Genomic DNA, 13337 nt, shown 5'->3' with positions numbered 1-13337 from the left:
AACTCATAAAAACAATTTTGGAAGAGCTGCTGAGAGTTAAGCTAATTAACCTTGTAAAAAATATTAAAAGGTTAAGTCTCACGACCTATTAGTACTGCTCGGCTCAACCCATTGCTGGGCTTACACCTGCAGCCTATCAACCTGGTAATCTCCCAGGGGTCTTTAGCTCCGATTACTCGGAGAGGGATGTCTCATCTTGAAGAGTGTTTCGCGCTTAGATGCTTTCAGCGCTTATCACGTCCGAACATAGCTACCCAGCGCTGCCACTGGCGTGACAACTGGTACACTAGAGGTTCGTTCGCTCCGGTCCTCTCGTACTAAGAGCGACTCTTCTCAAACATCCTGCGCCCGCATAGGATAGGGACCGAACTGTCTCACGACGTTCTGAACCCAGCTCACGTACCGCTTTAATTGGCGAACAGCCAAACCCTTGGGACCTTCTTCAGCCCCAGGATGCGATGAGCCGACATCGAGGTGCCAAACCTTGCCGTCGATGTGAACTCTTGGGCAAGATCAGCCTGTTATCCCCGGCGTACCTTTTATCCTTTGAGCGACGGCGCTTCCACGCGCAACCGTCGGATCACTAAGCCCTGCTTTCGCACCTGCTCGACTTGTGGGTCTCGCAGTTAAGCACCCTTATGCCTTTACACTCAACGCACGATTACCGACCGTGCTGAGGGTACCTTTGGGAGCCTCCGTTACCATTTAGGAGGCGACCGCCCCAGTCAAACTACCCGCCTAACACTGTCCCTGACCCTGATTCAAGGGCCGAGGTTAGAATTCAAATAAGACAAGGGTGGTATTTCACCGGCGACTCCATCCCGACTAGCGTCGAGACTTCATAGTCTCCCACCTATCCTACACATGCCTTACTCGAACCCAATGCTAGGGTGCAGTAAAGGTGCACGGGGTCTTTCCGTCCATATGCGGGTAACCGGCGTCTTCACCGGTACCACAATTTCACCGAGCCCGTGGTTGAGACAGTGACCAAGTCGTTACACCATTCGTGCAGGTCGGAACTTACCCGACAAGGAATTTCGCTACCTTAGGACCGTTATAGTTACGGCCGCCGTTTACTGGGGCTTCGGTTCAGAGCTTCTCCCGATTGCTCGGGATAACCCCTCCCCTTAACCTTCCAGCACCGGGCAGGTGTCAGTCCCTATACGTCGTCTTAATTGACTTCGCAGAGACCTGTGTTTTTGATAAACAGTCGCTTGGCCCATTTCACTGCGACCCTTTTCGGCTCCAACCGCGAGGATTGTTACCTACTCAGGGCACCCCTTCTCCCGAAGTTACGGGGTCAATTTGCCGAGTTCCTTAACCACGGCTCACTCGAGCACCTTAGAATACTCTTCCCGTCTACCTGTGTCGGTTTGCGGTACGGACTGATGAATTTCTCCTCTGCGAGGTTTTTCTTGGCAGTGTGCTTAGGGTCAGTTTGTGTCCCATAGGGACTCCCCGTCGCGTCTCGATGTTAACGAGGATGCGGATTTGCCTACATCCTCCATCTACACGCTTGGACCACCTAGGCCAGCAGGTGGCTGACCTTTCACTCCTGCGTCACCCCTCAGAGTCAAGCGAAATTCACCAGGTACAGGAATATTAACCTGTTTCCCATCACCTACGCCTTTCAGCCTCGGCTTAGGGTCCGACTAACCCTGAGTCGATTAACGTTGCTCAGGAAACCTTAGACTTTCGGTGGGCCGATTTTTCATCGACCTTATCGTTACTTATGCCAACATTTGCTTTTCTATGCAGTCCAGCACGGCTCACGCCGCACCTTCACCCCGACAAAGTCGGGATACCACTTCGTGGTTCCCGCATAGAATGCTCCCCTACCACTCTCAGCTAATGCTGAAAGTTCGCAGCTTCGGTAGCCAGTTTGAGTCCCGATAATTGTCGACGCCGAGTCGCTTGACTAGTGAGCTATTACGCACTCTTTAAATGAATGGCTGCTTCTAAGCCAACATCCTAGTTGTCTTAGCAACTCAACATCCTTTCTCTGTTAACTGGCATTTGGGGACCTTAGCCGGCGATCTGGGTTGTTTCCCTTTTGGCAATGAAGCTTATCCCCCACTGCCTGACTCCCGTAGAACATATCAATGGAATTCGGAGTTTGTCTGGGTTTGGTACCGTTGTGACGGCCCTAGCCCAATCAGTGCTCTACCTCCATGACACTATACTACGAGGCTAGCCCTAAAGCTATTTCGGGGAGTACGAGCTATCACCGAGTTTGATTGGTCTTTCGCTCCTACCGTCAGCTCATCCGAGCGGTTTTCAACCCACACCGGTTCGGACCTCCATGGCGTGTTACCGCCACTTCATCCTGGCCAACGGTAGATCACCCGGTTTCGCGTCTGCCGCGCGTTACTTAACGCCCTATTCGGACTCGCTTTCGCTTCGGCTACTCCGCTGAGCGGATTAACCTTGCAACGCACGAGCAACTCGTTGGCTCATTATCCAGAAGGCACGTCGTCACTCTGATTACTCAGAGCTCCGACCGTTTGTAAGCACACGGTTTCAGGTTCTATTTCACTCCCTTCTTAAGGGTGCTTTTCACCTTTCCCTCACGGTACTGGTGCACTATCGGTCACGAGAGAGTATTTAGCCTTACCAGATGGTTCTGGCAGATTCCCACAGACTTCCACTTATTCCGTGGTACTTGGGAGATCATCTCAGAGAGCCGAAAAGTTTTCGCCTACGAGACTTTCACTCTCTGTGGTTTACCTTTCCAGGTAATTCGGCTAACTTTTCGGTTTTTGACTCTCCGACCGCACTGCAATTTGGTCCAGATGATTCCCGCTACCCCATTTGACACAACGCTTGCAGGCTTTTACGTGTCAAATGGTTTGGGCTGTTCCCTTTTCGCTCGCCACTACTCAGGGAATCACATTTTGTTTTCTTTTCCTCCAGGTACTGAGATGTTTCACTTCCCTGGGTTGCCTCTTACCAGCCTATGTATTCAGCTGGCAGTTGCTACCTATTAAGGTAGCAGGGTTTCCCCATTCGGAGATCCACGGGTCCTAGGTTGCTTCCACCTCACCGTGGCTTATCGCAGGTAGCCGCGTCCTTCATCGTCTTCTCGTGCCAAGGCATCCACCGTGTGCCCTTAGTAACTTAACCTAAAATTTTTACACAGGTAAAATTAGCTTTTGGCTCTCAGCTCAGCTTTACAAGAGGAACGCTCACTCTCATAAAGCTTACGCTCTTCCAAAATTTCAAAGAACTCATTTAATTTGTGGAGCTAAGCGGGCTCGAACCGCTAACCTCCTGCGTGCAAGGCAGGCGCTCTCCCAGTTGAGCTATAGCCCCAACTTTCTGTATCAGAAGGTTGGAGCGCCCACCTGCTTTAGTGGGCCTGAGTGGAATTGAACCACTGACCTCACGCTTATCAGGCGTGCGCTCTAACCATCTGAGCTACAGGCCCGGGTTAAACTCAAAAATTAAAAGAACAATAAAAACGAAAGAATGAGTGTGGCTTGTCATAGAACAGTTTTAACTCTTTAGAAAGGAGGTGATCCAGCCGCACCTTCCGGTACGGCTACCTTGTTACGACTTAGCCCCAGTCACCGGTTTTACCTTAGGCGCCTCCCTCTCCGATTGCTCGGAGTTGGGCTAGCGACTTCGGGTACCCCCGGCTTCCATGGCTTGACGGGCGGTGTGTACAAGGCCCGGGAACGTATTCACCGCGCCGTGCTGATGCGCGATTACTAGCAATTCCAGCTTCATGGAGTCGAGTTGCAGACTCCAATCCGAACTGAGGGTGCTTTTTTGGGATTGGCTCCACCTCGCGGTTTCGCAGCCCTTTGTAGCACCCATTGTAGCACGTGTGTAGCCCTGGGCGTAAGGGCCATGAGGACTTGACGTCATCCCCACCTTCCTCACTACTTGCGTAGGCAGTCTCCCTAGAGTGCCCAGCATTACCTGATGGCAACTAGGGATAGGGGTTGCGCTCGTTGCGGGACTTAACCCAACATCTCACGACACGAGCTGACGACAGCCATGCAGCACCTGTCTGGATTGCCTTGCGGCTCCACCGACTTTCATCGGTGGATAATCCAGTCTTTCGAGCCCAGGTAAGGTTCTTCGCGTTGCATCGAATTAAACCACATGCTCCACTGCTTGTGCGGGCCCCCGTCAATTCCTTTGAGTTTCAACCTTGCGATCGTACTCCCCAGGTGGGGTACTTAATGCGTTAGCTTCGACACCGACCCCTTTCGGAGCCGACATCTAGTACCCATCGTTTAGGGCGTGGACTACCAGGGTATCTAATCCTGTTTGCTCCCCACGCTTTCGTGCCTGAGCGTCAGTAACGGGCCAGGAGACCGCCTTCGCCTCCGGTGTTCCTCCAGATATCTACGCATTTCACCGCTACACCTGGAATTCCATCTCCCTCTCCCGTACTCAAGGCTCTCAGTATCAAAGGCAATTTCTCGGTTAAGCCGAGAGATTTCACCTTTGACTTAAGAGCCCGCCTGCGCACCCTTTACACCCAGTGAATCCGGACAACGCTCGCACCCTACGTATTACCGCGGCTGCTGGCACGTAGTTAGCCGGTGCTTTTTCTGAGGGTACCGTCAATTCCCGACAAATCGGGCTTTTCGTCCCCTCTAAAAGGAGTTTACATCCATAAGGACTTCATCCTCCACGCGGCGTTGCTGGGTCACCCTTTCGGGCATTGCCCAATATTCCTCACTGCTGCCTCCCGTAGGAGTCTGGGCCGTGTCTCAGTCCCAGTGTGGCTGATCATCCTCTCAGACCAGCTACCGATCGTAGCCTTGGTAGGCCATTACCCTACCAACTAGCTAATCGGACGCAGGCTTATCTTGGAGCGGATTGTTGCCAACCCTTTAACAATTCCGAGATGCCTCAGAATTGCCTATCTGGTATTAGCCTCGCTTTCGCAAGGTTATCCCAGTCTCCAAGGCAAATTACCTACGCGTTACTCACCCGTGCGCCGGTTTACTCGGGATATTGCTACCCCTTTCTCCCTGACTTGCATGTGTTAGGCACGCCGCCAGCGTTCGTCCTGAGCCAGGATCAAACTCTCCGTAGTAGAGAAGTTTAAATCCTTGAGGTTGAAACTGTTTCTATGACGGACGCCAATCACTCATTCTTTCAAAGAACAAAAAATGCGTCTTTTCGGACGCATTTCTTATTCAAATTTTCAATTAACTTTTTCAATCAAATTGGGATACAAATATAAATCTTTTTTTCAATGCTGTCAAGAGCAATGATAAAATTTTTATAAACTTTGTAAAAGAATTTTTAAGCGGTGCAAGTATAAGTAATTTTTAATTAATGTCAAATAGCTAAAATGAAATTTTTTTACTGCACACCTTGTTATTCTGTAAAACCAATAAAAACAAGAAAAGAGGTTGGAACCATGAAAAGCAAAATTGTAAACCCAATCCCTGAACTAATCCCGGATGAAATTTATATAAGATTAAAAGAACACAATATCATTGACGAAAAAGCTGTTCGTGATTATTTAATCAGAAAAAAATTCCGGGAATTGCGCCAACAAAAAGTCAGTGCAGGAGATGCAATCGATAATATTCGAGAAGAATATCCGTACTTACAATTTGATACAATTAGAAAGATTGTTTATCAAATTAACAAAAACAACTTCTCGTAATTCATTTCTTAATCAAACATAAATATCATTACTTTTTTCAAATTTTTAAGCCCAGTTTCATATGCTGGGCTTATTTTTTATATTTAAACCAATATAAAGGACTTATTTATGAGTAAAGCAAAAAAAATTCAAAAGCAGAAATTTCAAAAAGAAAAAGTTCGATGGTCAATTCCATTGACAAGAAAAAATTTTATATTATTTGTCATCGGAATTCTTCTTCTTATAATAGGGTTTTATATAATGACCATACCTCCTTGGGATAGTGTATTTGCTCTGGTAATTTCTCCGTTAATCTTGTTATTAGCTTATTTTATAATATTTCCATTAGGAATTCTGAAGAAAGAAAATTCTAATTGATAGATGATACTTGCAAAAGTTATTGGGACATTAGTCTCAACTCAGAAAAATTCTTATCTAGTTCAGCACAAACATCTAATTGTAAAACCAGTAGACCTTGATTTAAATCCCATTGGTAACAAAGATATGATTGCATTAGATTTTGTAGATGCAGGAGTGAACGATATAGTTTTAGTCACACAGGAAGGTGATGCCGCTCAGCAAATTCTTGGACACCGAAACGCTCCTGTTCATACAGTAATAGTTGCCGTCGTTGATAAAATTGATGTTGAAAGTTGATGAACAAATTTAACTCGGATGAATTAATTGCACTTTTACAATTAAATGAAATAGAAGGGCTTGGGGTTAATAAAATTAGAAATTTAGTTAATCATTTCACTTCACCTCTCGCTGTATTAAATGCTGATTATGTTGATTTAATGGAGGTTGAGGGCATAAATCAGACACTTGCAAGAAGAATTGTTAATGAAAACATCAATAAAAAATATTTAAATGTGTCTGAGTATCAACTCGGTTTGCTTGAAAAACATCAAGCAAAAATGATCACATTCTGGGATGATGAATATCCCTTTTATCTCAGGAAAATTTACGATCCACCTGTATTTTTATTTATTAAAGGTGAAATAAAGGAAGAAGATGAAAATTCAATTGCAATAGTTGGCACAAGAAATCCAACTTATTATGGTAGAAAAATTACCGAGCGAATTGTTTCAGAATTGATTGAATATAAAATTACAATCGTCAGCGGTCTTGCTCGTGGAATAGATACAATTGCTCATTCAACAGCAATTCAAAAGAAGGGACGAACTATAGCTGTACTTGGTTCAGGTTTGGATGTTATCTATCCAGCCGAAAACAAGAAATTGTTTGCATCAATTCCACAGAATGGATGTATAGTTACAGAATATTTATTTGGCACCAAACCGGACGCAATGAACTTTCCTAGAAGAAATAGAATTATAAGTGGTTTATCGCTCGGTTCAGTAATTGTTGAGACCGACATCACAGGCGGTGCAATGTTAACAGCTAAATATGCTCTTGATCAAAACAGAGAAGTTTTTGCGATCCCAGGAAATGTTGATTCAAAGCAAAGCCGAGGTACTAATTTTCTTATTCAGTCGGGCGAGGCAAAACTTGTCACAAATGCAGAAGATATTGTTGTTGAATTTGGAGAAAAATTTATAAAGAAAGATCAAAAGCTTAAGGAAGTCGATTTATCTTCTCTGAATATTTTTGAAAACAAAATTTATTCTGCCTTAGATTCAGAACCTGTTCATATTGATTTATTAGCCGAGAAAGTTCAACTTACCACATCAGAGTGTCTTGTTCATTTACTTTCACTCGAATTTAAAGGTTTGGTAAAATCGTTGCCGGGTAAATTTTTTACGAAAACCTAATACTTTTTCTTTCCCTTCCACCAATTTTTCAATCTATCTTTTAATGTCTTTTCCTGACCTGAGTCAGTTGGGAAATAATACTGCTTACCTTTCAATTCATCTGGGAGGTAATTTTCTTGAATGAAATGTTCATCATGGTTGTGAGCGTACTTATAATTTTCTCCATAACCCAATTCTTTCATTAATCTCGTTGGTGCATTTCTTAAATGAAGCGGAACCGGATAATCTGGTAGATTTCGCACATCGTCAATTGCTTTTTCTATTGCAATATATGAGGCATTACTTTTTGGTTGAGATGCGAGGTATGTTGCACATTGACTTAAAATTATTCTAGCTTCAGGCATACCAACAAAATGACAGGCTTGAAAAGTAGTTGTTGCTAAAACAAGCGCATTTGGTGATGCATTACCGATATCTTCTGCTGCAAGGATTATCATTCTTCTTGCTATAAAAAGTGGATCTTCCCCTCCTTCAAGCATACGAGCGAGATAGTATACTGCTGCATCGGGATCACTTCCACGTATACTTTTAATAAATGCTGAAATGAGATTGTAATGTTCTTCTCCTAACTTATCATAATCAATCTTTTTTTGTTGAAGTGCTTCTTGAATAATTTCTTTATCTATTTTAAGTTTTTCACCTTTAGTCTTTGCAAGCTCAACAGCAATTTCAAATACATTAAGCATAATTCTCGCATCACCATTTGAATTTCGAATGAGAAAATTCTCATCTATAAATTCAATATTCAATGAGTTTAGGTAAGAATCTTTGGAGATGGCCTGTCGTAGAATTTTTTTAAGATCTTCATCTGAATGCTGTTTTAATACATAAATACGGCATCGGGAGAGCAAAGGAGGAATAATCTCAAAAGAAGGGTTCTCGGTTGTTGCCCCAATCAATGTAATTATACCACTTTCGATTGAGTGAAGTAATGAATCTTGTTGTGCTTTATTAAAACGATGAATTTCATCAATAAACAAAATTGTGTATTTGTTTTTTCGAAAGTTTTCTTCTGCTATTTGAATTATCTCTCTGATTTCTTTGACGCCTGAACTTACAGCACTGATCTGGTAAAAATCAGCATTAATTAAATCTGCGATTAACTTAGCTAAAGTTGTTTTACCACTTCCAGGTGGTCCCCATAAAATCATTGAAAAAATTTTTTTCTGAGCAAGGAGCTTCCTTAAAGCTTTATCTTTGCCAAGAAGATGTTCCTGACCAATGAACTCATCTAATGTTTTGGGTCTAACTCTTTCTGCAAGGGGTATCATCTACTCTTCAATTTTAATTTTATAAATTTTTTCACCTGGCTTAATCAAACCATATTTCTCACGAGCAACTTTCTCGATTTTTTCTGGATTTGATCTGAGCAATTTAATTTCAATTGACAAACTATCGTTGACTTTTTTCAAACTATCAATCGTAGCCTTAAGTTCATTTAAATTTTCGCGATAAAGAAAATAATCATAAAAACCCTGGTTTGAAAAAGTAAGTACAAGCACTAACAATAGAAATAAAAAAATTAGAATTATATAATTAATCGTTTTTGCTTTAAACTTCACCTTAACGAAAGCTCTATGATTTTGTTTATTAACTCGTTAAAACTTAATCCTATTGATTTTGCCGCCATTGGAACAAGACTTAGATCTGTCATACCGGGCAAAGTATTAATCTCTAAAAAATAAGGAATATTATTTTCATCAAGAATGAAATCGACTCTGCCAAAAACTTCGCATCTACAAGAACTAAAAGCAACGAGTGCCTGTCTTTGTATTTCTTTTGCAAGATCTTCATCGAGCTCAGCAGGACAAATATATTCAGTCATACCTTTGGTGTATTTACATTCATAATCATAAAGTTGATGTTTTGGTTTTACTTCAATGATAGGTAACGCTTCATTACCTAATATAGAAACTGTTAGTTCCCTGCCTTTAATATATCTCTCAATCAAAACCTTGTCAGAATATTTAGAAGCCTCTTCAAATGCTTTTTTGAGTTCTTCCTTTTTTTCTACCAAAGAAAAACCAATTGTTGAACCCTGATCATTTGGTTTGAAAATGCAGGGTAATCCAACTTCTTCTAATATTTTTTCTTCATCAAACATCTCATAACTTTTTAACACTTTCCATTCGGGAGTAGATATACCAGTATGTTTTGCTATAACTTTTGAAATATGTTTATCAATGCCAATTGAACTTCCTAAAACACCCGAGCCGGTATATTTTATATTCATCAAATCTAAAATTGATTGAACTGTTCCATCTTCCCCCCATTTACCATGAAGAATAATAAATACTAAATCAACATTTTTAAAAACTTCAAGTTGAAAAGCATCAAGATAATTTGTTGTTTTAACCAATTCTTTATGCAAAGATGGATTGAAAAATTCCTCAGGTGATTGCGGTTGATTTTTTCCAAGGGCAGGATCAATTAAAAAAACTTCATGCTTTAATTCTAGCAGAGCCCGATAAACTGCTTTCCCACTTCTTAATGAAATTTCTCTTTCTGGAGAAGAACCTCCTGCAAGTAAAATGATTCTCAATTTTTTCTCCTTTGGTTTTTGAACTTGATTTTGAAATCCTGGTTTATTTTATAAGTGTTTTCATTTACTTGATAAAGATATTTTAATTGTTTTTTAGTGAGAGGACGTACGCCATTCAGTTGCATCGCAATTGAAAATACTTTTGCAGTGTGTTCTAACTTTTCAAGAAGATAATAAGCTTCCTCAAGATTTTTTCCATAAGTCACTGCACCATGATTTTGAAGTAAAAGCAAATTTGTTTTTTGAATAAAAGGAATTATAGATTTTACTACTTCTTCGGTAGATGGAGTGGAATATTCACAAACTGGGACAAGACCTAAGTTTAAAATTACTTCTGGCAAAAATGGAATATCCAGAGCTAATTTCGAACTGGCAAATGCAGTTGCAAAAATTGGATGGGCGTGTACAACAGCATTTACATCTTTTCTCTCCTTGTAAATTGCAAGATGCATCTTTATTTCAGTGGAGGGCTTTCTTGAACCAGAAATTATTTTTCCATCAAGATTTAAAGTGATTAAATCCTTCTCTGTAATCTTTTCTTTTGGGACCGATGTTGGTGTGCAAATTATTCTATCTTTCTTAATTCTTACTGAAACATTTCCATCAGTTGCTGAAACAAAACCTTTTGAATGAATCTTATGACAAATTTCAACTAATTCTTTTTTGAGCTGCACTTCTTTCAATTTCCTCAATTAATTTCAAATTAATTAATCCATCGTAACCTGTTACCAGCAATGGTTCATTTTCAGTCAAAGCCTTTTGAAAATTCTTAATAAGATTTTGAACTTTATTAGCTTTCATTCTGAATGCTTTTTTAGATTCATCAACTTTTTGAATAGTAAGTTTAACATAGTCGGACCTTTTACCAATCAAATTTTCAATGATAATCGTTCCTTTGTATCCAACAATTTCAATTCTATTAATTGGTTTACCTATACAAAATGAAGCATAAAAATTCCCGTAACCTCCATCTTTAAATTTACAGGAAGCAGTTACAAAATCATCGACTTCGCTTTTATAAATTACATTATCCACAAAACCATCGATAATTTCGATTTCACCACCAAAAAATCTGAGCAAATCAATACAATGAGTTCCAACATCTCTTAAAGCACCTCCACCAAAATCTTTCTGGTATCTGAAATTTTGATTTGGAGGATAATCAAATGATTGAGAAACATTGATCACTACTGGTTGACCAATCAGTCCCGCCTCAATCATTTCTTTAGCTTTTCTTGTTAATGGATGAAACCTTTGAATATAACCAATTGAAAGCTTTACATTATTTTCTTCACAGACTCTAATCATTTCCTCGCCCTGTTGAGAATTTAAAGCCAGCGGTTTTTCACATATGATATGTTTACCAGCTTTAGCCGCAGCAATTACCTGTTCATAATGATATTGATTTGCACTTGTGATGTAAACAGCATCAAAATCTGCAGAAAGAAATTTTTCAAAATCATCAAAGTATTCTTTAATTGAATATAAACCTGCAACTTCCTTCGCTCTCTCAAAAGAATGACTGAAGAGAGCTGTAATTTTGGATCTTCTCAATCCTTTGATTGCAGGAATGACACTATTAACAGCAAAGTTACCCAGCCCTGCAATTCCCCATTTGAACTTTGGTTCTAAAACATTCTTTATAGTTTTCATAGTTTCGATTTGTTTAATTAATTTTTTTAGTTGAAAAATTTTATCTAAAAATCCACCACAAACTAAACAAAACAATCACAAGCACAAAAGACATTACAATATTAACAATTCTCCATTTGTTCTTTTCACTGATTTTATTTTTATCGAAGATTAAACCTTTCAACTTTTCTTCAGATGGTTTTTCTGTGAGTAAACTCACGAATACAAGTACTGAAACTGAGATCACAAACAAAATAATCGCATAGTGCAGAAAATTGATTGAAGCAACTGCTCTCAAAAATTCATTTTCAAGTGGAGCTATTATATTATTAATCTCAAGTACCAATCGAATTGTGCCTAAAACAAATCCTGTTAACAACGCACTAATTGCTCCTTTGCCATTCACCCTTTTCCAGAAAAGTCCGAGTAAAAATATTGCAGCGATTGGAGGTGAAATATAAGCCTGAACACTTTGCAAATAGACATACATACGATCATCACTCAGAAGTCCAATAAATGGTATCCACAATAATCCAAGAACTACCATCAAACCAGTTGTTAATCTTCCAAATCTTACTACTGATTTTTCATCCGCATCGGGTTTTATTTTTTTGTATAGATCAATTGTCACGAGTGTAGAAGTGGAATTAAACATTGCACTTAATGAAGACATTAAAGCTGCAAGCAATCCCGCAACAACAATTCCTCTAAGTCCAGTTGGAAGAAGGTTCGTAACCAGCCATGGATAAGCTTGATCTCCGGCCACCTGACCATGAGAAAGTTGATAAGCAATTATTCCCGGAAGAACTAAAATGAATACTGGTAAGATTTTTAGAAATCCGGCAAAGATAGTTCCACTTTGTGCATTATGTAAATTTTTAGCACTTAAAACACGCTGAACAATGTACTGATCAGTACACCAATACCAGATTCCTAAAATCGGTGCGCCAAAGATAATCCCTGTCCATGGAAAATCTGGATGAGTCATTGGCTTGAACATACTCCAGAAATCTGCTGGAGTATTTGCTACCAAATTTAACCATCCTCCTGCTTTATCTAATCCAATCAGAGTTAATGCAACTGAACCTATTATCAGAATCAACATTTGAAATAAATCGGTATAAATAACAGCAGAAAGTCCACCAAGAATTGTGTATAACCCGGTAATCAACACAATAACAATAGCAGAAGTATACATATCCCAACCAACAACAGCTTTTAGCAAGATCCCGCCGGCGTAAAGTGAAATTGAAATTTTTGTCAAAATGTAACTGATAATTGAGACAATGCTTAAATAATATCGTGAAGCTGAATTATATCTCCTTTCAAGAAATTCGGGCATAGTAAAAACGCCTGAACGAATATAAAATGGAGCAAAAACCCATCCGAGTAAAAGCAAAATTAAACAGGCAAGCCACTCAAAATGACCAACAGCTAATCCAGATTTTGAACCTGTTCCAGCAAGACCAAGAAAATGTTCACTCGAAATGTTTGTCGCAAAGAGTGAAGCCCCAATGGCAATCCAACCGACTTTTCTACCTGCAAGAAAATACTCTTCAGAATTTCTTGTCCTTCTTCTCCAGTAAAAACCAATAAGAAGAACAATAAAAATGTAAACAGCAATTATTGAGTAATCAATGAAGGACATATTTTCATTCATCATTGCCTCCAGATTTTTAGAGATTGTAAAATTTAATTTTATAACTTTTGTTCATAAATCTTATCTGGCAAACAAGTCTTAAATGATAATGATTATAAAATCCATTTTTCT

General features: G+C 40.1%; 10 protein-coding genes, 2 tRNA genes and 2 rRNA genes. 4 read left to right on the top strand and 10 right to left on the bottom strand.

What is annotated here, in order from left to right; genetic code table 11:
- Positions 1-59 precede the first annotated feature (59 nt).
- The 4 genes from HPY57_06290 to HPY57_06275 form a co-directional block, all read right to left on the bottom strand.
- Positions 60-3126: ribosomal RNA gene (locus tag HPY57_06290) — 23S ribosomal RNA — on the bottom strand.
- A 113-nt stretch (positions 3127-3239) separates the two neighbouring features.
- Positions 3240-3312 (bottom strand) — tRNA-Ala (locus HPY57_06285).
- Between the two features lie 41 nt (positions 3313-3353).
- Positions 3354-3427 (bottom strand) — tRNA-Ile (locus HPY57_06280).
- A gap of 77 nt (positions 3428-3504) precedes the next feature.
- Positions 3505-5051, bottom strand: a 16S ribosomal RNA gene (locus HPY57_06275).
- The 16S and 23S rRNA genes sit together here with 2 tRNA genes alongside, the layout of an rRNA operon.
- Positions 5052-5386: 335 nt before the next feature.
- Between HPY57_06275 and HPY57_06270 the strand changes: the two genes are divergently transcribed.
- The 4 genes from HPY57_06270 to dprA all read left to right on the top strand — a co-directional run bounded on the left by HPY57_06270 (position 5387) and on the right by dprA (position 7392).
- A complete protein-coding gene (locus tag HPY57_06270; protein NPV11382.1) occupies positions 5387-5638 on the top strand; it encodes a hypothetical protein in 252 nt (83 codons plus the stop codon).
- Between the two features lie 108 nt (positions 5639-5746).
- Positions 5747-5995, top strand: coding sequence for a hypothetical protein (locus HPY57_06265; GenBank protein NPV11381.1), 249 nt, complete (start codon positions 5747-5749; stop codon positions 5993-5995).
- A gap of 3 nt (positions 5996-5998) precedes the next feature.
- On the top strand, positions 5999-6274 hold the full coding sequence (locus HPY57_06260; protein NPV11380.1) for a EutN/CcmL family microcompartment protein: 276 nt from the start codon (positions 5999-6001) through the stop codon (positions 6272-6274).
- Complete coding sequence (gene dprA, locus HPY57_06255) at positions 6274-7392, top strand: DNA-protecting protein DprA (GenBank protein ID NPV11379.1); 1119 nt, start codon at positions 6274-6276, stop codon at positions 7390-7392. The genes HPY57_06260 and dprA overlap by 1 nt, the downstream gene beginning before the upstream one ends.
- Here dprA and HPY57_06250 read toward each other — a convergent pair.
- From HPY57_06250 to HPY57_06225, 6 genes are read right to left on the bottom strand one after another with little or no spacing between them, the layout of a single operon-like run.
- Positions 7389-8663, bottom strand: coding sequence for a replication-associated recombination protein A (locus HPY57_06250; GenBank protein NPV11378.1), 1275 nt, complete (start codon positions 8661-8663; stop codon positions 7389-7391). The two genes, dprA and HPY57_06250, sit on opposite strands and share 4 nt — an antisense overlap.
- The gene (locus HPY57_06245; GenBank protein NPV11377.1) at positions 8664-8954 is read right to left on the bottom strand and encodes a septum formation initiator family protein; all 291 of its coding nucleotides are present in this window, start codon (positions 8952-8954) and stop codon (positions 8664-8666) included. It abuts the gene before it with no gap.
- Entirely contained in the window at positions 8951-9934 is a 984-nt protein-coding gene (locus tag HPY57_06240; GenBank protein ID NPV11376.1) for a D-alanine--D-alanine ligase, read from the bottom strand. Before HPY57_06240 ends, HPY57_06245 begins: the two co-directional genes overlap by 4 nt.
- On the bottom strand, positions 9931-10608 hold the full coding sequence (locus tag HPY57_06235; protein ID NPV11375.1) for a class II aldolase/adducin family protein: 678 nt from the start codon (positions 10606-10608) through the stop codon (positions 9931-9933). The genes HPY57_06240 and HPY57_06235 overlap by 4 nt, the downstream gene beginning before the upstream one ends.
- Complete coding sequence (locus HPY57_06230; protein NPV11374.1) at positions 10583-11587, bottom strand: Gfo/Idh/MocA family oxidoreductase; 1005 nt, start codon at positions 11585-11587, stop codon at positions 10583-10585. Before HPY57_06230 ends, HPY57_06235 begins: the two co-directional genes overlap by 26 nt.
- A gap of 40 nt (positions 11588-11627) precedes the next feature.
- The gene (locus HPY57_06225) at positions 11628-13226 is read right to left on the bottom strand and encodes a sodium/solute symporter (protein NPV11373.1); all 1599 of its coding nucleotides are present in this window, start codon (positions 13224-13226) and stop codon (positions 11628-11630) included.
- Positions 13227-13337: the final 111 nt, after the last annotated feature.

The organism is Ignavibacteria bacterium (genome assembly GCA_013177855.1).
Lineage (GTDB): Bacteria > Bacteroidota > Ignavibacteria > Ch128b > Ch128b > Ch128b.
This window is presented reverse-complemented; position numbering and strand designations above follow the sequence as displayed.